Here is a 19958-nt window from a genome sequence, read left to right as displayed (position 1 = left end):
TGCCGAACTCTTCTACTTCGAAATCCCCATGGAAAAGTACCTCACCTACCGTCCGGGGACACCCTAAAGTTTCAAGACGGCGATGTGCTGGGGACCGCTGCCCGCGGCGAACGGAGACCCGGGAATGGCGATCAGCGCGCCGGGCGTAGTCGCCGTGTCAATCTTGAAGCCCACAACCTTGTCCGAGCCATTGTTGGCCACATACACGAACTTCCCGGTGGGATCGACGATCAGCCCCTGGCTGGTGGTGGCGGCTACCGCAAAGGGAGAGCCGGCGATCGGGGTCAGCGCGCCGGTGGTGCCGTCATAGCTGTAGGCTGAGACCGTGGACGGTCCCGTGCTGTTGGAAACGTAGAGGAAGTTGGCGATGGGGCTGGCGGCCACGGAAACCGGTTTGGTGCCTGCCGGAAAGGGAGAGCCGCCTAGCGGCGTCAGCACGCCGGTGCCGGGGGCAATGCTGAAGGCCGAGACGCCATTGGAGGTGGAGTTGGTGACGTAGAGGAACTTGCCCGAACGGTCCACCGTCAGAGAAACCGGGGCGGTGCCCGCCGCGAACGGAGAACCGGCCACCGGAGTCAGGGCGCCAGTGGTGGAGTTGATGGTGTAGGCGGAGACGTCGTTGCTCACGCTGTTGGCGGCAAACAGAAATGTCCCCGCGGGATCGATCGCCACGGCTGCCGGCCCGCTCCCGGCGGGGAACGGAGAGCCGCCCATCGCGGCCAGGACGCCGGTGGTGGAATTAACGGCGAAGGCGCTGATCTGGTTCAGGCTCAAGCTGGCCACGTACAGGAACTTGGTCCCGGGATCGATGGCCAGGCCAGCCGGGTCGGTGCCGGCGCCGAAGGGCGAGCCGGCGAGAGTGGCCAGCGTGCCGGAACTGTTGATCGTGAAGGCGGTGATATTGGTCCCGCCTACGTAGAGGAACTTGCCGTTGGGAGAAATCAGGATTGCGGAAGGCCCGGAACTGGTCGCGACCGGCGAGCCCGTCCCGGTGGAAAGCGCGCCCGTACTCGCATTCACGTTGTAGGTGGAAAGATTGCTGCCGGCGAGGTTGGTCACATAGGCAAACTTCGCAACGGGATTGCTCCCTCCGCCGCCTCCGCCGCCGAGAAGGCCACCCAACAATCCGCCACCGCACGCGCTGGTGATCGCAACGACGGAAAGTCCTGCCAGGAACAGATGCGGCTTGCCGGGAAACCTCATGTCTCTTCCTTGTCCAAGATGCACCCATCTTACAGCGAGTTGCCCTCCATCGCGAGTTGGCTTCCGTGGTGCGATTTCCGAACGAGGTTCCATCCCAGGGTTCGGGCCCGGGCACTTCCAATCGCCGGTTGACGCTGCTTTGAAAGCGCGCTTATCATTGCGGATTCGATTTCTGCCTGCGGAGCCCTCTGGGGCGCCTGCACCAGGAATCGTGCAGCAAAGAGGCCATGGACAAAAAGCGGCTGGAGCAATTCAAGAAGAAGCTGGAAGCGCGGCAGGTGGAGCTGCGGCGCATCGTCTCGCGCACCGAGCACGACGGGCGCACCGCCGACGAGGAGGTCGCCCAGGACATCGCTGACAAAGCCGCCAACTCCTATACCAAGGAGTTCCTCTTCCACCAGAGCAACAGCGAGCGCCAGTTGCTGCAGATGGTGGAGGGCGCGCTCGACCGCATCCGCGAGGGCGCGTTCGGCCTGTGCATTTCCTGCGGCGCGGAGATCAACGCCAAGCGCCTGGACGCCGTGCCCTGGACCCGCTACTGCATCGCCTGCCAGGAAAAAGCCGAGCAGGGACAGATGGAAGAGAACAGCGCCTGACCATTTTTGGGATCCCGCTCAGCCGCCGGCCATGGCGGCTCTTCTGTTGGCGGACCCACCACGCAACAGAGTCAAACGCAAGGTCCTTCGCCCGCTCGGGGCGGGCTCAGGACGACATTCGCAAGAATGTGACCCTGCAAGAAGGGCAGCTCAGTTGTCTTTTTCCTCCGGACCCTGTTTCTCCGGGGCAGGCGCGTGCTAGACTTTTTGGTCTCCGGCGACTCTGTTTCCCCTGCAGTGCCCGCGCCGGGATCCTGACCCAGGTAGCAGCCATGTTTGCCATCGAAGTTCGCGAACTCTCGAAGTCTTTTCCGGCGGAGGCAGCGCCGCGTCCCGGACTGTTCTCCTGGCTGCGCCGGCGCGGCCCGGCCGCCTGGGTCCCCGCGCTCGACGAGGTGGACTTCACCGTCGAGTTCGGCGAGATCGTGGGCATCGTGGGCGCCAACGGTTCGGGGAAGACCACGCTGCTGCGGATCCTGGCGGCACTCGAGGTCCCGGACACGGGCGAAGCCCAGGTCTGCGACTTCGACGTGGAGTGCGACGCCGCCGAGGTGCGCCGCAACGTGGGCATCGTGCTCTCCGAGGACCGCGGCTTCCAGCGCCACGCCACCCTGCGCCGCAACCTGGAACTGGCGGGAGCGGAGTGCGGGCGCCACGTGGGCAAGCCGGACATCTATTACGCGCTCGACGCTGCCGGGCTCATCCAGCGCGCCGACGACCGCTACTCCACCTTGAGCACCGGACTGAAGCGGCGCCTCTCGCTGGCGCGCGCGCTCTTGGGCGACCCTCGCGTGCTGCTGCTCGACGAGCCCACGCGCAGCGTGGATTCGGAATCCGCCGAGCGCATGACCGACCTCATCCGCCACGCCGCGCACTCCCGTGGCGCCGCCATCCTGCTGGTGTCGCAGAACCGCGAGGAGATCCGCGACCTCTGCGATCGCACCCTGCTGCTCGACCGCGGCCGCCTGCTGCACGTCACCACCGCGCTGCGGCCCGCGGTACAGGTTTGACGCTCGCGAAATCACGCTGCTAGACTGGAAATCCGTTCTCACCCTTCGCTTCCAGTAAGGACCCCGTGCCCGGATACACGCGCCACCAGCTCAAGGAAGATAAACTCGCCGACGCCGCCAAAGGCACCGTCACCTGGGCGGGACACCATCGCAAGCTGGTCAGCGTGGCCTCGACCGCGCTGCTGGTGGCGGCGGTGGTAGGAGTGGGCGGGTGGGCGTTCTTGCAATGGCGCGAGCAGAAGGCCAGCTTCGAGATGGGCAGTGCCCTGCGCACCTATCAGCGTCCGCTGCGTCCCGCAGGGACGCCGGAGAATCCCGACTTCCCGTCGTTCGCCTCGACGGCCGAGCGCGCCAAGGCGGCGCGCGCGGGGTTCCAGAAGGTGGCCGACCAGTATTCCTACACCCGCAGCGGCAGGATGGCCCGCTACTACGTGGGCCTGACCGCGATGGAAGGCGGCGACACCGCGGCAGCGGAGCGCGAGCTGAAGGCCATCGTCCAGTCCGGCAATAAAGACCTGGCGCCGCTGGCCAAGCTGGCGCTGGCCAGCTTCTACCGCTCCCAGAAGCGCGACGCCGAAGCCATTCAGCTCTACCGCGAGCTCATCGACAATCCCAGCGACTCCGTCCCCAAGGCCACGGCGCAACTGGAGCTGGGCTCACTCTACGAAGAAAAGCAGCCGGCGGAAGCCAGCAAGCTCTATCAGCAGGTCCGCATCGAGAACCCCACGGGAGTGGCGGGCGAGATCGCGGCCGCGCGCATCAGTCGGCTGGGGAAGTAGAGACGTTGCATCGAACGTCTTTACGCGGGCGAGGGCGCCCGCCACGGGGTTCCCGGTCACTTCACGAACAGCTTCTTCCATTCCTCCGGCGGCGTGACCGCGTGGGCTGCCACCTTCAGGTTGGCTTCCACGTGCTCGGTGCGGCTCATGCCCACCAGGGCCGTGGTCAACCCGGGCGCCGAGCGCGAGAACTGGATGGCGCTCTCCGAATCGGTCGCCATGCCCAGCCGCTCGCGGACGTAGTCGGGCAGGTCGCGCGTCAGCTGGCCCTGGGAGAGCGTGGCGCTGCCCACCACCACCACGCCCGCGGCCGCGGCCAGCGTCATGGTGGAGGCCGACTCGCTTCCCAGCTTCTGGTTGCGGAAGGCGTAGCCCTCGGGCATGGCCAGATTGAAGGGCAACTGGACGAAGCGGAAGTGATGCTGGTCGCCGCCCGCTTCCCGCGCCGCGTCCAAGACCTCGGAGAGGTGGAGGGCATCGGCCGCCTCCGCGGGAGCGCGGAAGCCGCCCCAGGTGGCCGCTCCGTAGTAGCGGATCTTCTCTTCGCGCACCGCCTGCTCTAGCATCACAAAAGCTTCCTTCAACCGCGAGCGGAACGTGGCGGCCTCCACCGAGGCGAATTGCGACTCCGGGTTGTGGACGTAGAAGACGTCGAGCGTCTCCAGACCGAGGTTCTTCCGGCTGCGCTCGATCTGGCTGGCGAGATAGCGCGGAGCCATGCAGTGCATCCCCCCGGCGACCTCGGCCGGGTCCAGGAGGCCGGGCTCCACGTACTCACGCTGGAAATACTGGCGGGGGTCGGCGGGCATCTCGCCGTCGAACGAGAGGTAGCCGGCCTTGGTGCACACCACCACTTCGTCGCGGCGCAGTTCGCCCGCCTGGAAGAGCTGCGCGAGCGCCGCGCCGATGTTGCGCTCCGAGCGCTGGTGGCGGTAGTTGATGGCCGTATCCAGCAGGTTGATGCCGGAGCGCAGCGCGTGCGCGATGGCTTGGGTGTAGCGCGCGTCGCCGGCCGCGTCCGGCTCCCCCAGGTAGGTGCCGAGCCCGATGGACGACATCCAAAGCTCGCCCGCGCCCGGCGCCCCCTGGGCGCGGCGGAAGTGTCCGGCTTCCCGCAGGCGGGGGAAGCGGTCGCGGTAGCGCGCCGTACCTTCGGCCGTGGCAAATCCCTTCGACATAAGAGACGCAGTGTAACAGGAGGGTGGAAGGCGCTCCGGCGGCGTCATTCTCAGTCTGAGACTGTGCGCGAAAGGCCGGTTTGAGGGGTAAACTTTTCGCTTGCGCAGGGGGTGGCGACCTATGCTAGAGTTGCATTCTCCCCGTTGCATGTACCCTCCCCAGGACCTTGATGACAGGAGTAAGGCTGTGGGTACCCATATGCGCAAACAAGAGGGATTCTCGCTGATCGAGTTGCTGATTGTGGTGGCCATCATCCTGATCATTGCGGCCATCGCCATTCCCAACATGATGAGGGCCCGGATCTCGGCGAATGAGTCCTCGGCGGTCGCCTCCCTGCGGACCATCAACACCGCGGAAACTACCTACATCATCAATTACCCCACCATCGGCTATTCCGACACCCTGCTCAAGCTGGCGCAACCCCAGCCGGGAAACCAGGTTTCCTCGACCTCGGCGGGCCTGTTGGACTGGGTGCTGGGCTGCGCCGCCCAACCTTGCCGCCACAGCGGGTACGATTTCATGGTCATTAACACCGCCGGCACGCCCGTGTACAACTACGACCTAACGGCAATCCCGGTGGTCTACATGCAGACTGGGATCCGTGGCTTCTGTTCCAACCGGCTGAGCTCCCTTTCCTTCGATCCCGCCGGCGGGGTTGCCTGCGCGCAAGCCCTTCAGTAAGACTGGTGCCCAGAGAGCCGGGATGCGCTCGCCCCTGGCGGAGGGGTTCCTTGACACATTTCCGCCCGCGACCGTATTCTTAAACATTGTCCTGACAGCAAGTTACGGCGCCGGGCCCCGCGCCCGCCGCGGTGAGCCGGCAGATCAAGATGTTCATCACTATTCAGGCCTTGAAAGAGCAGCCCCTCGACTTCCGGGAGGAGTTCCTGCCGCAGGCGCTGGATCTGGGTCCCGACGTCGAGCAGCAGACGCCCCTGACCGCCACTGGCCGGGCCGAACTGGTGGAGGAACACGAGGGGCGCAAGGTGATCCAGGACATCCGGGTGGTGGGCGGCTTCGCGACCCGCATCGCGGTGAAATGCGCGCGTTGCCTGGAGCCGGTGGCCAGCGACCTGAAGAACAGCTTCGACCTGCTCTACCGGCCGCGGGGCATCGAGCGGCGCGGGCCGGACACCTCCATCAGCGAGGCGGAAACGGAGATCAGCTTCTACTCCGGCGACGGCTTGCTGCTGGAAGACGTGCTCAAGGAGCAGATGCTGCTGGCGGTGCCGCTGAAGGCGCTGTGCCGGAAGGACTGCCAGGGGCTGTGCCCGGTGTGCGGAGGCAATCGCAACCGCGAGCGCTGTGACTGCGCGCCGGCGGTGAGCGATGCGCGCTGGGCGGCGCTGGGCAAGATCCGGGAGCAGCTGAAGAGCTAGAATCCAACATTCCGCCCCCGGATTTCCGGGGCAAAGAAGGCAATCATGGCGAATCCGAAACGCAGACACTCCAAAGCGCGCACCGGCAAGCGGCGCGCACACGACTTCCTCACTCGACTCTCGCTCTCCGAGTGTCCCAACTGTCACGAGAGCAAGCTGCCCCACCGGGTGTGCCTCAAGTGCGGGTACTACGACGGCCGCGAAGTGGTGGCAGTGAAGGCCAAGAAGTAGCAGGCAGCCCGCCTGGGCGGGCGGAGCGCGATGCCGACCGTCATAGCCGTGGACGCGATGGGCTCGGACCGGGCCCCCAAGCCCGAGATCGAGGGCGCCATCCTGGCCGCGCGCGACTATGACGTGCGCGTGCTGCTGGTGGGCGACGAGACGCGCCTGCGCGCCTTCCTGGCCGACCATCCCAGAGCCGCGCGCCTGCCCATCGAAATCGTCCACGCCAGCGAAACCATCGGCATGCGGGAGCCGGCGGCGCGCGCGGTGCGCACCAAGCGCGATTCCTCCATGCACGTGGGGCTGCGGCTGGTGCGCACCGGCCAGGCCGCGGGCTTCGTCACCGCCGGCAACACCGGCGCCGCCATGGCCACCGCCAAGATCGTGCTGGGGACCCTGGCCGGGGTGGACCGCCCGGCGCTGGCCGCCGTCTTTCCCACCGCCACCGGCAAGGCCGCCATCCTGCTGGACGTCGGCGCCAACGTGGATTCCCGCCCGCACGCCCTGGCGCAGTTCGCGGTGATGGGCGAGATCTACTCGCGCCACATCTTTGGAGTCGCCCGCCCCCGCGTGGGCCTGCTCTCCATCGGCGAAGAGGAATCCAAGGGCAACGAACTCACGCGCCATGCCTTCACGCTGCTCAAGGAACTGCCACTGGACTTCGTGGGCAACGTCGAGGGGCGCGACCTCTACCGCGGGGCGGTGGACGTCATTGTCTGCGACGGCTTCACCGGGAACGTGGCCCTGAAGGTCTCCGAGGGCGTGGCCGACCTGGTGCGCCGGCTGCTCAAGGAGAGCCTGGAATCCACCGTCGCCGCCAAGGTCGGATTCCTGCTCGCCCGCCACGCCTTCCAGGACTTCAAGAGGCGGCTGGACTACTCCGAATACGGAGGCGCGCCCCTGCTGGGCGTGAAGGGCGCCTGCATCATTACCCACGGTTCGGCGAACAACAACGCGCTGAAGAACTCCATCCGCGTGGCGGCCGAGTTCTCCACCCGCAACGTGATGGCGCGCATCGAGGAAGAACTGTCGTCCAGGCGCGGCAAGGCCCGCCCCGCCGCCGCCGGCAAAGAAAGTCGCGAGCGCATCCACTCCTGATGGCCACGGCTCCCGGCAATCCCAAGTCCGTTGCTTTCCTCTTTCCCGGCCAGGGCTCGCAGTCCGTGGGCATGGGCAAGGAGCTGGCCGCGCGCTATCCCCTAGCCAAGCAAACCTTCGACCAGGCTGACGCCGCCCTGGGCTACGCCCTCTCCGTGCTGTGCTTCGAAGGGCCGGAAGAGAAGCTGAAGATGACCGAGGTGACGCAACCCGCCATCCTCACCGTCTCGGTGGCCGCGCTGCGGGTGCTGCGCGAGCAGGGCGTTGCGCCCGGGTTCGTCGCCGGGCACAGCCTGGGCGAGTACTCGGCGCACGTGGCGGCGGGTACACTCGACTTCGCCGATGCGGTGCGGATCGTCCGCAACCGCGGACGCTACATGCAGGAGGCGGTCCCCGCGGGCCAGGGCGCCATGGCCGCCGTGCTGGGCCTGTCGCTCGAAGAGATTGAAGCCGCCTGCCGCGAGGCCGCGCAGGGCCAGGTGGTCGCGCCCGCCAACATCAACTCCCCCGGCCAGGTGGTCATCTCCGGCCATGCGGCTGCAGTCGAGCGCGCCGCGGAGCTGGTGAAGCAGCGCGGCGCCAAGCGCGCCGTCATGCTGCCGGTATCCGCGCCCTTCCACTGCGCGCTCATGCAGCCGGCACAGGACCGCCTGGCGGCCGACCTGAAAGCTGCGACCTTCCACCCCATGAACCTCCCGCTGGTCACGAACGTGGACGCCGAGGTGCTCGACTCAGCCGAGAAGGCACGCAACGCCCTCATCCGCCAGGTCACCGGCGCCGTGCAGTGGGAAAAGTCCATGCGCGCGCTGATCGAAAGAGGAGTGGATACGTTTGTCGAAGTCGGCCCGGGAAAGGTCCTGTGCGGCCTGATGCGGCAGATCGACCGCGCTAAGGCCTGCATGAACGTAGAAGACCCAGCCTCGCTCGAGAAGACGCTGGCTCAGCGCAGCTCGACCTCGTAGGGCGAGAACGTCAGGCTGAGGTCGCTTTTCTCTACCCAGAGGTAGGCTTTCTGGGCCCGCTGGTTGATGGTGACCACCACAATGACGCCGCTGCCGCCCTTCGGAGGCCGCACCGTGGCTTCGATCTTATGGCTGTGGATCAGGCCCCACTCGCCTCCGAGTCCCCAGTCGCCATAGAAGTCCCCGTAGGTGTAGCGCTCGTACTTCTGCGGATGCTGCCGCCACTCAGGGTCGGCCATCCAGACGCCGTAGGCGCCTTCGTAGTCTTTCTGCTCCAGGCGCGAGAAGAACTTGTCCACCGCGCGCTCCTCGTGCCAGTTCCAGAAGCGGTAGGTGAGCAGGCCAACCAGGACCAGCGACAGCAGTCCCGCCGCCAGCAGCTCTTTCTTGCGGCGCGCGCGGCGCGGATCGTAGGCGGGAGCCTCGAAGAGGGTCATGGGGAATCGGGTGATTGAGTCATTGGAAATTGGGTGATTGAGTCATTGTGTCATTGAAGTGTGAGGCCCCGGAGGGTCAAAAGGTTCCCGGCCAAGCGCCGAACGAGTCAATGACTCAATGGCCCGATGACTCAATGGCTCAATCTTCCCTACAACGTCCGCTTGAACAGGGCCACCACGCCGATGAGCGTGATCGCGGCGAAGACCGAAAGATACAGCATATCCGGCCAGATTGCAGCAAAGCCGGCCTCGCGCAGCAGCAGAGACTTGAATCCGTGCACGGCGTAGGTGAAGGGATCGATCCAGGCGACCACCTTCAGCCACGCGGGAAACGCCTGAACCGGATAGATGGCGCCGGAGGGGAAGAAGAGCAGCGTATTCAGGATGCCGAAGATAGCGCGGGGCACGAGCGGGTCCTCCACCCGCACCATGAGCAGGAACATCATGCTGACGAAAGCCAGAGAGGTGAGCGCGATCATCACCAGCAGCCAGAAAAGCTTGACGGGATGGAAGGTGGTGCCCACGCCGGCGATCAGCGAGCCGATGAGGGTGAGCACGATGCCAGCCCCCACCGCCTTGAGCGCGCCGGCCACGGTCAGCCCGGCGACCAGCTCCAGCTTGGTGATGGGCGTCACCAGGAAGCCTTCGTGGATGCCGCGCGCCTTGTCGTCGATGTAGAGCATGCCGCCGCCGATCATCACGCTCACGAACATGGCCAGCGCAATGGAGCCCGGCAGCAGATACTTCAGGTAGTCGTTGTAGGGATAGAGCTCGACCACGTCGAGCGCGATCTGTCGCACCATGTGGGGCTCGACGTCGGGCCGGTTGAGCGCCGCCACCAGCTCGGTGAGCTTGCCCTCCAGGGCCGAACTCATGAAGCCGTCGGTGTTATCCACCACCAATGCGATGCGCGGCTGCTCCTGCTGATAGACGCGGCGGGAGAACTGCGGCGGGATGACCAGGCCGGCCTCCAGCTTGCCGTTGCGTACGTCCGCCACCATCTGCTTCTCGTCATCGTAGTACTGCGGCGTGAAGGTTCCGGCGTTGGAGCGGATGGAGTCGAAGGCTTCGCGGACCTTCAGCGACTGCGTGCCGCGGTCGTAGTCCACCACCCCCAGGCGCGCGTCCTTGATCTTGCCGCCGAAGGCGCTGCCCAGCACGATGAGCTGCACCAGGGGGAAGACCATGGAAGCCATCATCAGGGCGGGGGAGCGGACAAAGCGCCGCAACTCGCGCTCCACGATGGCCATCATGCGCACCAAGCCCATCGCCTTACCTCATCTCCTGGCCGAAGACATAGCCGGTGTAGGCGAAGGCCTTCACCTGCTCGTCGCGCAACTGGCGCCCGGTGTAGTGCACGAAAACGTCGTCCAGCGTGGTGCTCTGCACCGAGAGCGACTTCACCTGCACCCCCTCGGCCAGCGCCATGGAGACCAATTCAGTGGTGGTCAGCGAGCCTTCGTCGGAGAGGATGCGGTAGGTGTGATCGCCTTCCAGCTTCACTGAATGGACTTTGCCCAGCTTGCGCAGCCGCTCCTCCCAAAGCTCCGGCACGTGCGAAAACTGCACCTCGATGACGTTCGACCCGGGGACGCTGGCCTTGAGTGCGTGCGGCGTATCCAGGGCCACCAGGTGTCCGTGGTCCACGATGGCGATGCGGTTGCACAGCCGATCGGCTTCGTCCATGTAGTGGGTGGTGAGGAGCACGGTAAGGGCGCGCTCCTGCTTGAGCTTGGTGAGCATCTCCCACACCGCCACGCGGGAGACCGGGTCCAGGCCGGTGGTGGGCTCGTCGAGGAAGAAGATGCTGGGACTGTGGACCAGCCCGCGCGCGATCTCCAGCCGCCGCCGCATGCCGCCGGAGAGCGTCTTGGTCTGCGCGTCGCGCCACTTGGTGAGGTCCATAATCTCCAGCAGCTCCGCAATGGAGCGCTTGCGCTCCTTCGCCGGCACGCCGTAGAGCTTGGCGTAGATGCCCAGGTTTTCGCCTACCGTGAGGTCCAGGTCGCTGGTCATCGCTTGGGGGATCACGCCGATGAAGCGGCGGGCGGCGTCCGGCTCCTTCTGCACGTCGTGGCCGGCGACGCGCGCCGTTCCGCTGGTGATCTCGATGAGCGTGGTCATCATGCGGATGAGCGTGGACTTGCCCGCGCCGTTCGGCCCCAGCAGGCCGAAGATTTCACCCTCCTCGACCGCGAAGGAAACGCTGTCTACGGCGGTGAAGTCGCCGTACTTTTTGGTGATGTTCTCCACCTCGATGGCGGGCGGGCCGCCGTTCGGCTTGTGGTTCGCGGGCTTGACGAAGGTGTTCACTTCTTCCTCGCGGGCACCAGCACCTCGGCGGTCATGCCCGGGGTGAGGCGCTTGTCGCGGTTGTCCACGCGGACCTTCAGCACCACGGTCTTGATGTCGCGCTTGCTGCGGCCCACGTCGCGCTGGGTGGCGAAGTCGGCCTCCACGCCCTTGAAGATGACCGTGCCGTCGAGCACGCGGCCGGAGAGCAGGCGGACTTTGAGCGTATCGCCCAGGGCCACGCCGTCGGATTCGGTCTCCGGAACCGCGGCGCGCACCCAGACGTCGTTCAAATCCACGATGGTAACGATGGGCTGGCCGGCGGCGACCACCTCGCCCTGGCGCGCGGCGCGCACCGAGACCGTCCCCGAGACCGGCGCGACCACTTGCGTATAGCCCAGGCGGGTCTCGGCCTCAGCCAATTGCGCCTGGGCGGCGTTCATCTCGGAGCGGGCCGCCGAGACGTTGCTGGCGGCGGCGTGCGCCTGTTGGGTGCGCGCCTGCGCCGCGCCCAGCGCGGCCTGCGACGCCTTCACTTGATCCTCCAGCGACTTCACCCGCGCCTGCGCCGCCTTCAGCGCGGCGCTCGAGCGGTCGCGGTCCTGTTGCGAGGCCACGCCTTCCGCGGCCAGCTTCACCATGCGCGCGTTGTCCAGCTGCTCGCGCTCCAGGTTGGCCTGGGCCTCGGCAAGCTGGGCGCGCGCCGACTGCACCAGCGACTGCGCGTTGGTCACGTCGCTGGAAGTCTCGCCGCTCGCCTGTGCCGCTGTGGCTTGGCTGCTCGAAACCCGGGAGCCCTGGCTCGAGAACTGCGCGCTTGCCGCCTTGGACTGCGCTTCCAACTCGGCCCGGTCCAACTGCGCGATCACGTCACCCTGCTTCACCTCCGAGCCCTCCTCCACCAGCAAGCGCTCGATGCGGCCGGAGATCCTGGCGCTCACGATGACCTGGTTGGAATCCACCGTGCCGATGAGCGAGAGGTCGCTGGAGCGGTTGGCGGTGGCGAAGTAGTAGATGGCGGCGAGCACCGCCAGCACGCCCAGCAGGGCGAGGAATTTGTTGCGATAGTTCATGCGTTCGAACCTCCGGCGGTTGCCTGCGGAGTGGTGAAGAGCGCGGCGGCGATCAGGTCGAGCACTGCCGCCCGGCGCGCGGCGACCGCTTCCGGCGCCAGCGGGTCAGCGTGCGAGAGCAGGGCCAGCACCGGCGCGCTGGAGAAGTAGAAGACGTTCATGGCCACGATGGAGAAAACAAAATGCACGGCGTCCACGCAGCGGAAGTCGCCCGACTCCATGCCGGCGCGGAACAGCTCCGCCAGGCGCCCCTGGACGGGACGAAGGTACAGATCCACCATGCGGCGGATGTGCGGGGAGCCGGCGCGCCCCGCGCGCATCATCTCCCGCTGCACTACCCGGGGATACATGGGCGAGGCAGCGATGTAGTCGAAGTGCGCCGCGGCGTAGGCCAGCACCTTCTCCCGCGGCGGCAGGTTGCGGTCCAGCACCTCATTGATGCGCTCCGCTAGCCCGGAAAATACCTGGTCGAGGACGGCGCCGTAGAGCCGCTCTTTGTCCTTGAAGTAGTAGTAGAGCAGCGCCTTGTTGACGCGGGCGGCGCGGGCGATGTGGTCGATGCGCGCCCCGGCCGCGCCCTCCTGGGCGAACTCCAGCAAGGCGGCCTTGAGGATGGCCTGGCGGGTGCGCTCGGGCTGCCGGCGTAACTTTGGGGACCGATTGGCGGCGGTTCTGGGCTTGGCGGCTGGGATCATAGTTAATTAACCAGTTAGTTAGATTAGCAACCGCCTGGCCCCGATACAAGAAGATTTTTGTGGGGGAAACAGGCTTCCCGGAAGGGCTGCCCTAGCGGCTGTACTGGTTCTTTTTCTTCTCGGCGTGGCGCTCCAGTCCCAGTTGGATGAGCCGGTCGATGAGCTCGGGATACGCAATCCCCGTAGCTGCCCACAGCTTCGGGTACATGCTGATGGAGGTAAAGCCGGGCATGGTGTTGATCTCGTTGACGTAGATCTTCCCGGTATTCGGGTCCATGAGGAAGTCCACGCGGGCGAGGCCGGAGCAATCTACGGCCTGGAAGGCGGCGACGGCCATCTGCTGCACCTTCTTCTGCTGCGCCTGGCTGATCTTGGCCGGGATGAGCAGCTTCGAGCCCTCGTCCAGATACTTGGCGTTGTAGTCGTAGAACTCCTGGACGGGGACGATCTCCCCGGCCACCGAGGCTCGCGGCTGGTCGTTGCCCAGCACCGAGCACTCGATCTCCCGCGCCTTCCCTTTCGCGCCGCCCACGCCCTGCTCGACGATGATCTTGCGGTCATAGGCGCCGGCTTCCGCAATCGCCGCCGCCAGTTCCCTGCCCTGGTGGACCTTGCTGATGCCCACCGAGGAGCCCAGGTTCGCGGGCTTGACGAAGACCGGATAGCGCAGCTTCTTTTCGATGGCGCGGCGCGCGGCCTTGGGGTCGCGCTCCCAATCGCTTCGCAGGATGGTGACGTGCTTGACCATGGGCAGCCGCGCCGCAGCGAACAGGCGCTTCATCACGTCCTTGTCCATGCCGCAGGCCGAGCCCAGCACGCCCGCGCCCACGTAGGCCAGGTCGGCCAGTTCGAGCAGGCCCTGGATGGTGCCGTCCTCGCCGAAGGTGCCGTGCAATACGGGGAAGATGACGTCCACGGCGATGAGGTGCGCTGCGGACTGTGTGGATGCGGGCGACCCGCCCGCGGGTTCAAACGCAGCCAGCGATGGCTCATCTTCAGAGCGCGGTTCGGGCGGGACGATGATGCCCTCGCCCTTGGCCAGCACCGCTGCGGGCGCGGTGGCCGCTGGATCACCGGCGCGGAGATGTTTTCCCGATCCCTTGCCGCGCAAGAGTTGCTGGGCATGTCCCGAGGTCACCCAGCGGCCTTGCTTGGTGATGCCGATGGGCACCACCTCGTATTTCTTCTTGTCAATGGCCTCGATGACCGAGGCGGCAGAGAGCAGCGAGACCTCATGCTCCCCCGAGCGCCCGCCGAACAGGACTCCCACGCGCAACTTGTTCATTGATTCATTCTCTCATTGAATCCGCGGTTGCCTGTTTAGACGCCGGGAACGGGCGTTACGGCTCTTCTTCCATCCGCCCGCTCACGTAGATGAACGACTGGACGTCGATCAGGTCGGCGGGCTTCAGCTCGGCGAGGTCCTGGGCGAGCTGCCGCGCGAACTCCAGCACCCGGGCGTAGACGTCCCACGCCGGCTGCGGCCGGTACTGCAGGTCGAAGCCGAAGCGGTCGGCGGCCAGTTGCGTGACCTTGGGCTTAAGGAAGAGGTTCTCGCGCGGGTCGGCGAGAAAGGAAAAAATAGTCTGGATGGGCCACTTGAAGGTCTGGGTCTTGGGCTGGGGCAGGCTGTCGAGCATGGCTCCGAAGCCCTCAAAGCGGTCGGGCATCTCCCCGTGGCCGCAGACCAGTTCGAAGAGTCCGCGGGCAAAGGCTTCGGGCTCGGCCTTGGCGGCGTTGCGCAGCGCGGCCTTGGCGAAGACGTCCAGCAGGTTGGTGGTCGCCTCGATCTGCATGGCGCGCTTCGCCACCTCCGCGAACTCCCCGGCCGCCAGCAGCGGCTCCAGTTCCTCGCGGCTCATCTCCCGCGCCCAGCGCTCCGAGCCCTGCACCTTGGTATCGCGCTCCGTCGCGCGATAGGCGGGATCCTGAAAGCCCAGCGGGAATTTCGCCAGGAAGCGGCGCTTGGCCTCGGCCTGCGTGACGGCGCTCTTCACTCCGCCCGCGCTCTTCCCTTTGCCCTTGCCCGAGGAGGCGGGCAAGTGGATGCGCCCGAAGTACGGGTCCTTTTGATCGGCGGCCAGGGTCAGCGGGAAGCGCGCGGCGTCGATGAGCTTGGGCTGCGGCTCGCTCTTGAAGATGACGCGCACCTTGTCGCCATCCACCTGCACGATCTTGCCGCGTCCCCACTTGGGATGCTCGATGAGTTGTCCGGTCTCGTAGGCCATCAGAGGATCTTCTTTCCAAACACGCTCAACGCCAGCTCGACCGCCAGATCCGCAGTGCGATTATGCTCGTCAATCACCGGATTCACCTCAACTATTTCGAACGAGGTCATGCGGCCGTGGTCGGCGATGGCTTCCATCACTAGGTGGGCCTCGCGGTAGGTGGCGCCGCCGCGCACCGGAGTGCCCACGCCGGGGGCGTCCTCGGGATCGATCCAGTCCATGTCGAGCGAGATGTGGTAGCCCGCGGTGCCGCGCCCGGCGATGCGCAGTGCTTCTTCCATCACGGCGCGCATGCCGCGCTCGTCGATGTCACGCATGGTATAGACCTCGACTCCGGCCTTGCGCACGTTCTCCTTCTCCACCACGTCAATGTCGCGCACTCCCACCAACACGCAATTCTCCGGCGCGACCATGGGGGAGAAGTTGACGATGTTGGCCAGCTCCGCCGGGCCCAGTCCCATGATGGCGGCCAGCGGCATGCCGTGGACGTTGCCCGAGGGCGAGGTCTCCGGCGTGTTGATGTCGGTGTGGGCGTCGATCCAGATGAGCCCCACCTTGTGTCCCAGGCGGCGATGGAACTCGGCCACGCCCGCCATGGTGCCCACGGCCACCGAGTGGTCGCCGCCCAGCACGATGGGTATCTTGCCGGCTTCGAGCGTCTTCAGCACCAAATCGGCGTGTTTGGTGCAGGTGGCGACGATCTCCTTCAGGTACTTGGCTTTGGGGTCGCCCTCTTTTTTCTGCTCGGCGATGGCTACCAAAATGTTGCCGGCATCTTCCACCGTGTGGCCGAGAGCTTCCAGTCGCGCTTCCAGTCCGGCTACGCGCACCGCGGACGGACCCATATCCACGCCGCGGCGCGACTGCCCCAAATCCAGGGGCACGCCGATCACCCGAATCTTCTTGGGCACGATGCTCGAGAACGATGCTGCTGCTGTGGTCACCATAAACAAACTTACCTTTCTCTACTCTCCCTAGGGATAAAGCCGATTGATCATGCGGGCGAAGGGGATGGTCTCGCGCACGTGCTCCAGGCCGCAGACCCACGCCACCACCCGCTCGATTCCCATGCCGAAGCCGCCGTGCGGCACGCCGCCGTACTTGCGCAGGTCCAGGTACCACTTGAATGCCTCTTCCGGCAGGTTGTGCTCGCGGATGCGCCGCAGCAGCAGTTCGTGGGAGCCGATGCGCTGCGAGCCTCCGATGATTTCGCCGTAGCCTTCGGGCGCCAGCACGTCCACGCACAGGGCCCGGTCAGGCTGCTTGGGGTCGGGCTCCATGTAGAAGGCCTTCACCTGCGCCGGATAGCGGTGCACCATCACTGGGCGGTCGAAGCGCGAGGCCAGATAGGTCTCGTCCGGCGCGCCCAGGTCGCCGCCCCATTCGAATCTCGTTTCGACCTTCCCTTCGGCGTGGCCTTCCTGCAAAAGCTTCACTGCCTCGTCGTAGCTGATCCGCGGGAAGGGCTTCTTCACCTTCTCCAGCGGCGCGACGTCGCGGCCCATGGTGGTGAGCTCCGCGTGCCGCCGCTCCAGGCAGCGCTCGAGGATGGATGCAATGAGGTCCTCGGCCAGGTCCATCAGGTCGTCGAGGGTGGCGAAGGCGACCTCCGGCTCCACCATCCAGAACTCGGTGAGGTGGCGGCGGGTCTTTGATTTTTCCGCGCGGAACGTCGGCCCGAAGGAATACACCTTGCCCAGCGCCATGGCCGTGGCCTCGATGTAGAGCTGGCCGGACTGGGTGAGGAAGGCCTGGTCGCCGAAGTAGTCCACGGGAAACAGCGTGCTGGTGCCCTCGCAGGCGGCGGGAGTAAGGATGGGCGGATCGGTCAGCACGAAGCCACGGTCATCGAAGAAGTCGCGGCAGGCTTTGATGATCTCCGCGCGCACGCGCAGGATGGCCGCCTGCCGCGGCGTCCGCACCCACAGGTGCCGGTGGTCCATCAGGAAGTCCACCCCATGCTCTTTGAGCGAGATGGGATAAGGTTCGTCGTCGGGCACGCGCTGCACCACGGTCAGATCGCTGACCACCAGCTCGTAGCCGCCGGGAGCGCGCTTGTCGGCGCGGACTTTTCCCTGCACGATGACGCTCGATTCCTGCGTCAGGTTCTTTACCGTCTCGAACAGCTCCGGAGAAACGTCGCTCTTGGCCACCACGCCCTGAATGACTCCGCTCCCGTCGCGGAACTGCGGAAAAAGCAGTTTCCCGCTCTCGCGCAGGTTGTAGAGCCACCCGCGCAGGGTGACGGTCTGGCCGTCGTGGCCGCCGATTTGAGCGACGCTGGTAATGGGTGCTTCCATTTTATTTTCCAAATCCATCAGGCCGCGTGGGCGCTTGCTAGACAGCCTCCAGGCGGCGGAAGGCCTCGGCCATGCCCTTCACGATGTCGCCCTTGCCCTCGCCGTCGATCTCCATCAGCAGCGGCGGCGCCTGCGGCGCGGAGCGCAACAGCGCCATGGCCTGCTTCCATTCGATCTTCCCGTCTCCCGGCCACAGGTGGGAGTCGCGGTCGTGCTGGTTGTCGTGCACGTGGGTGGAGCGGATGTACTCCTTCAGCTTGCCGAAGGTCTCCGTCACTCCCTCCGCCAGGTAGGCGTGGCCGACGTCGAAGCACACGCCCACATCCTCGAAGTGCGGCACGCGGATGAACTCCAGCAACCGCTCCGCGGTGGAAAGCTCGTTGGGGATGTTCTCCACCAGCAAGCGGACGCCCAGCGGCTTGGCGAAGGCGCGCAGGTGCTCCAGCGAGTTCACGCCGGCCTCGAACTTGGCGGGATCGAACTCGTCACCGCCGTTACCCATGTGCTGCACCAGGAATTGGAAGGGGATGAGCTCGGCCACTTCGATGGCGCGCTTGATCTCGTCCATGGCCTCGAAGCGCTGCTTCTTGTCGGGCTCGGTCACGTTGATGGCGGGAGAGCCGCTGCGTCCCCACTCGTAGTCGTTGAACATCGGCGAGTGCAGGGAGTTCAGCGGCACGCCCGAGCTGCGGAACCACCCGGCGAGCTCCTTCACGTGCGCCTTGTTGCTGTAGTCAAAGTGTCCGCGCGCGGCGAAGATCTCAATGGCCTGCGCGCCTCCGCGCGCCAGACCGTCCAGCAGGCCGGGATGCAGCCGCTCCTTCACGCACACGTAGGTGGACATGGCGCGCAGCATCAGTAGCCCACCACCTTCCCGTTGTTGCGGGCGTCGCTCGCCCCCAGCCGCTCGCCCGTCTTCAGATCGATCTCGATGCACTCCCCGTCGCCCCACAGGTCCTGCGCGCCCCAGGGCGCTTCCGAGCGCACCTTGTGCCCGCGCGATTCCAGCAGGCGCAGCGTGTCCGGGGAGAAGCGGCCGCGCTCCAGGTAGATTGCGTCCTCCAGCCACTGGTGGTGGAAGCGGGGCGCGTTGACCGCCTCCTGGATGTTCATGCCATAGTCCACCACGCCCATCAGTATGTTGGCCACCGTGCTGATGATGGTGGAGCCGCCGGGCGAGCCCAGCACCAGGAAGAGCTTGCCGTCCTTCAGCACCATGGTGGGCATCATGGAAGAGAGCGGGCGCTTCCCTCCCCCGATAACGTTGGCCGGCCCCTGGATGAGCCCGTAGATATTGGGGACGCCGGGCTTGGTGGTGAAGTCGTCCATCTCGTTGTTGAGCAGGAAGCCAAGACCCTGCGCGGTGACGGCGGAGCCGAAGCTGTCGTTCAGTGTGGTGGTGACGGCCACGGCGTTGCCCTCGGGATCCACCACCGAGTAGTGCGTGGTGTGGACGCGCTCGCGCAGCGCGCGCCGCGGACGCTTCCCGGCGTAGCGGTCGAGCTCGCCGAAGGCCGGACGGTGCAGCTCGGCGCTGGCCGAGGCGTGCGCCGGGTTGAGCGACTCCCGCCACGCCGCCGCGTACTTCTTGTCCATCAACTGCGCCACGGGGATCTTCGCAAAATCGGGGTCGCCCAGGAACTCGGCGCGGTCGAAGAAGGCGCGCCGGAAGGCTTCGGCGGTCAGGTGCATGGAATCGGCGGAGCGGCTCCCCAGACGCCGCAGGTCATAGCCTTCCAGGATGTTCAGGATCTCGATGAGCGCGATGCCGCCCGAAGACGGCGGCGGGGTGCTGATGATCTCGTATCCGCGGTAGCTGCCGCGCACCGGCTCGCGTTCTTTCACCTCGTAGGCGGCGAGGTCGGCGGCCGTCATCAGCCCTCCGCCCTTCTGGACCGCCGCAGCCAATTCCTGCGCCAGCTTGCCGTGGTAGAAGTCGTCGGGATCCTTGGCGATGCGCTCCAGCGTCGCCGCCAGCTCCGGCTGCCGGAAGATCTCGCCCGGCTGGTAGTAGTTCCCATCACGCTGGAATATCCGCTTCGACTCAGCAAACTCGCCCAGGTGGAAGTCGGGGTCGCGGAAAGAGCGCGCGTCCTCGTAGCTGAGCGCAAAGCCTTCGCGTGCCAGCTTGATGGCCGGCGCCATCACCCGCTCCAGCGGCAGCTTCCCCCACTTCTTCTGCGCGTACACCAGTCCGGCCACCGAGCCGGGAACCGCGATGGCGCGATACCCAACGGTGCTGGCATGGTGGATGACGTTGCCCTGCGCGTCCAGATACATGTCGCGCGTGGCCGCTGCCGGCGCCTTCTCGCGATAGTCGAGAAAGTGGGTCTCGCCGTTCGCCATGCGCAGCAGCAGGAAGCCTCCGCCGCCCAGGTTTCCCGCCTGGGGGTGGACCACCGCCAGCGCGAAGCCGGTGGCCACGGCAGCGTCCACCGCGTTGCCGCCCGCCTGCATCATCTCCACTCCGGCCTGCGAGGCCAGTTCGTGGACGCTCGCCACCAT

Annotated in this window: 21 protein-coding genes; 8 read left to right on the top strand and 13 right to left on the bottom strand. The window is 66.1% G+C overall.

Annotated features, from left to right (window positions below; genetic code table 11):
• Positions 1-63: 63 nt before the first annotated feature.
• On the bottom strand, positions 64-1203 hold the full coding sequence (locus VGQ94_10330) for a beta-propeller fold lactonase family protein (GenBank protein ID HEV2022910.1): 1140 nt from the start codon (positions 1201-1203) through the stop codon (positions 64-66).
• A 227-nt stretch (positions 1204-1430) separates the two neighbouring features.
• On the opposite strand from VGQ94_10330, the gene VGQ94_10325 reads away from it, so the two are divergent.
• The 3 genes from VGQ94_10325 to VGQ94_10315 all read left to right on the top strand — a co-directional run bounded on the left by VGQ94_10325 (position 1431) and on the right by VGQ94_10315 (position 3588).
• Entirely contained in the window at positions 1431-1799 is a 369-nt protein-coding gene (locus VGQ94_10325) for a TraR/DksA family transcriptional regulator (protein ID HEV2022909.1), read from the top strand.
• Positions 1800-2071: 272 nt separating this feature from the next.
• Positions 2072-2809 (top strand): ABC transporter ATP-binding protein, encoded by a 738-nt coding sequence (locus tag VGQ94_10320; protein HEV2022908.1) that lies wholly within the window; start codon positions 2072-2074, stop codon positions 2807-2809.
• Between the two features lie 65 nt (positions 2810-2874).
• Positions 2875-3588, top strand: coding sequence for a tetratricopeptide repeat protein (locus VGQ94_10315; protein ID HEV2022907.1), 714 nt, complete (start codon positions 2875-2877; stop codon positions 3586-3588).
• Between the two features lie 56 nt (positions 3589-3644).
• Here the strand turns inward: VGQ94_10315 and VGQ94_10310 are convergent, their stop codons facing one another.
• The gene (locus tag VGQ94_10310) at positions 3645-4766 is read right to left on the bottom strand and encodes an aldo/keto reductase (protein HEV2022906.1); all 1122 of its coding nucleotides are present in this window, start codon (positions 4764-4766) and stop codon (positions 3645-3647) included.
• Between the two features lie 199 nt (positions 4767-4965).
• Here VGQ94_10310 and VGQ94_10305 point away from each other — a divergent pair, with 199 nt between their 5' ends.
• From VGQ94_10305 to fabD, 5 genes are all read left to right on the top strand, one after another.
• Positions 4966-5448 carry a prepilin-type N-terminal cleavage/methylation domain-containing protein gene (locus VGQ94_10305; protein HEV2022905.1) on the top strand — a complete coding sequence of 161 codons (483 nt, stop codon included), beginning with the start codon at positions 4966-4968 and terminating at the stop codon, positions 5446-5448.
• A 131-nt stretch (positions 5449-5579) separates the two neighbouring features.
• Positions 5580-6146 carry a DUF177 domain-containing protein gene (locus tag VGQ94_10300; GenBank protein ID HEV2022904.1) on the top strand — a complete coding sequence of 189 codons (567 nt, stop codon included), beginning with the start codon at positions 5580-5582 and terminating at the stop codon, positions 6144-6146.
• Positions 6147-6191: 45 nt separating this feature from the next.
• Positions 6192-6377 (top strand): 50S ribosomal protein L32, encoded by a 186-nt coding sequence (rpmF, locus tag VGQ94_10295; protein ID HEV2022903.1) that lies wholly within the window; start codon positions 6192-6194, stop codon positions 6375-6377.
• Positions 6378-6407: 30 nt separating this feature from the next.
• Positions 6408-7466: a phosphate acyltransferase PlsX gene (plsX, locus tag VGQ94_10290; protein HEV2022902.1), complete on the top strand. Its 1059-nt coding sequence runs from the start codon at positions 6408-6410 to the stop codon at positions 7464-7466.
• Positions 7466-8428 (top strand): ACP S-malonyltransferase, encoded by a 963-nt coding sequence (fabD, locus tag VGQ94_10285; GenBank protein HEV2022901.1) that lies wholly within the window; start codon positions 7466-7468, stop codon positions 8426-8428. Before plsX ends, fabD begins: the two co-directional genes overlap by 1 nt.
• On the opposite strand, the gene VGQ94_10280 is transcribed toward fabD, so the two are convergent.
• The 11 genes from VGQ94_10280 to ggt form a co-directional block, all read right to left on the bottom strand.
• Positions 8407-8865: a hypothetical protein gene (locus VGQ94_10280; protein ID HEV2022900.1), complete on the bottom strand. Its 459-nt coding sequence runs from the start codon at positions 8863-8865 to the stop codon at positions 8407-8409. The genes fabD and VGQ94_10280 overlap by 22 nt on opposite strands.
• 149 nt (positions 8866-9014) lie before the next feature.
• Positions 9015-10133: an ABC transporter permease gene (locus VGQ94_10275; GenBank protein ID HEV2022899.1), complete on the bottom strand. Its 1119-nt coding sequence runs from the start codon at positions 10131-10133 to the stop codon at positions 9015-9017.
• A gap of 4 nt (positions 10134-10137) precedes the next feature.
• Complete coding sequence (locus VGQ94_10270) at positions 10138-11178, bottom strand: ATP-binding cassette domain-containing protein (protein HEV2022898.1); 1041 nt, start codon at positions 11176-11178, stop codon at positions 10138-10140.
• Entirely contained in the window at positions 11175-12230 is a 1056-nt protein-coding gene (locus VGQ94_10265; GenBank protein ID HEV2022897.1) for an efflux RND transporter periplasmic adaptor subunit, read from the bottom strand. Before VGQ94_10265 ends, VGQ94_10270 begins: the two co-directional genes overlap by 4 nt.
• Positions 12227-12925, bottom strand: a complete 699-nt coding sequence (locus VGQ94_10260) for a TetR/AcrR family transcriptional regulator (protein HEV2022896.1) — start codon at positions 12923-12925, stop codon at positions 12227-12229. Before VGQ94_10260 ends, VGQ94_10265 begins: the two co-directional genes overlap by 4 nt.
• A gap of 91 nt (positions 12926-13016) precedes the next feature.
• Positions 13017-14210: a D-alanine--D-alanine ligase family protein gene (locus tag VGQ94_10255; GenBank protein HEV2022895.1), complete on the bottom strand. Its 1194-nt coding sequence runs from the start codon at positions 14208-14210 to the stop codon at positions 13017-13019.
• Between the two features lie 55 nt (positions 14211-14265).
• Positions 14266-15153, bottom strand: a complete 888-nt coding sequence (locus VGQ94_10250) for a hypothetical protein (GenBank protein ID HEV2022894.1) — start codon at positions 15151-15153, stop codon at positions 14266-14268.
• Positions 15153-16097 (bottom strand): arginase, encoded by a 945-nt coding sequence (rocF, locus tag VGQ94_10245; GenBank protein HEV2022893.1) that lies wholly within the window; start codon positions 16095-16097, stop codon positions 15153-15155. The genes VGQ94_10250 and rocF overlap by 1 nt, the downstream gene beginning before the upstream one ends.
• Before the next feature lie 30 nt (positions 16098-16127).
• On the bottom strand, positions 16128-17453 hold the full coding sequence (asnS, locus tag VGQ94_10240; protein ID HEV2022892.1) for an asparagine--tRNA ligase: 1326 nt from the start codon (positions 17451-17453) through the stop codon (positions 16128-16130).
• Between the two features lie 37 nt (positions 17454-17490).
• The gene (locus VGQ94_10235) at positions 17491-18309 is read right to left on the bottom strand and encodes a sugar phosphate isomerase/epimerase family protein (GenBank protein HEV2022891.1); all 819 of its coding nucleotides are present in this window, start codon (positions 18307-18309) and stop codon (positions 17491-17493) included.
• The coding region (ggt, locus tag VGQ94_10230; protein HEV2022890.1) for a gamma-glutamyltransferase at positions 18309-19958 on the bottom strand (1650 nt) is incomplete at its 5' end. The genes VGQ94_10235 and ggt, both read right to left, overlap by 1 nt.

This window comes from Terriglobales bacterium, from assembly GCA_035937135.1.
Classification (GTDB): domain Bacteria; phylum Acidobacteriota; class Terriglobia; order Terriglobales; family Acidobacteriaceae; genus DASYVL01.
Note: the sequence above shows the minus strand (reverse complement) of the source record. Positions and strands in the feature narration are given on the sequence as shown.